Source organism: Roseateles sp. P5_E1, from assembly GCF_054049335.1.
In genome coordinates this window covers 1-667 of sequence record NZ_JBFUMN010000233.1, presented here as the reverse complement: position 1 = coordinate 667, position 667 = coordinate 1, and the positions used below count along the sequence as shown (strand labels likewise).

At 71.4% G+C, this 667-nt stretch carries 1 protein-coding gene; it reads left to right on the top strand.

Going from position 1 to position 667, the window contains the following annotated elements; translation table 11 throughout:
* On the top strand, positions 1–665 hold a 665-nt coding region (locus tag ACXJKJ_RS30770), incomplete at its 5' end, for a CDP-diacylglycerol diphosphatase (protein WP_457395295.1).
* Positions 666–667: the final 2 nt, after the last annotated feature.

Sequence of the window (667 nt, the reverse complement as noted above, 5' to 3'; positions counted from 1 at the left end):
GCGTGGGGACGGGCACGCCGCGCGGTGATTGCCTGGCGGTGGACGCGGCTCCCGGCCGGCGCGATGTGCTGTTCAAGGACGCCCACGGGCGCTACCAGTTCCTGCTGATGCCGCTGGACAAGGTCAGTGGTATCGAGAGCCCCGCGCTGCTGCACACCGATGAGCCCAACTATTTCGCCAGTGCATGGGCGGCACGCTGGCGTACCGAACAGGCGCTGGGCCAGCCACTGCCGCGCGAGGTGGCCAGCCTGGCGCTCAATTCGCCGCATGGCCGCTCGCAGCACCAGCTGCACATCCACATCGACTGCCTGCGCACCGACGTGCTGGCGCAACTGCGGCGCATGGACGCTGGCATCGGCACGCACTGGCAGCGCCTGCCCGCACCGCTGCGCGGCCACGTCTACCAGGCCCGGCGCGTGCGCGGCGAAGTGCTTGCCGTCGACCCGATCCAGCTGCTGGCCCATGAGCTGGCCGGCGTGCACGATCTCGGCCACTGGTCGCTGGTGGTGAGCGGCGCACGCGAGCGCGATGGCACGCCCGGCTTCCTGCTGCTGGCGACCCGCCTCGATCCGGCCACCGGCAACGAGGCCAGTGGCGAAGAATTGCAGGACCATGCGTGTGCTGCGGTCACCGGCGCCGACGGCCCGCTCGACGGGGTGCGCTGAGC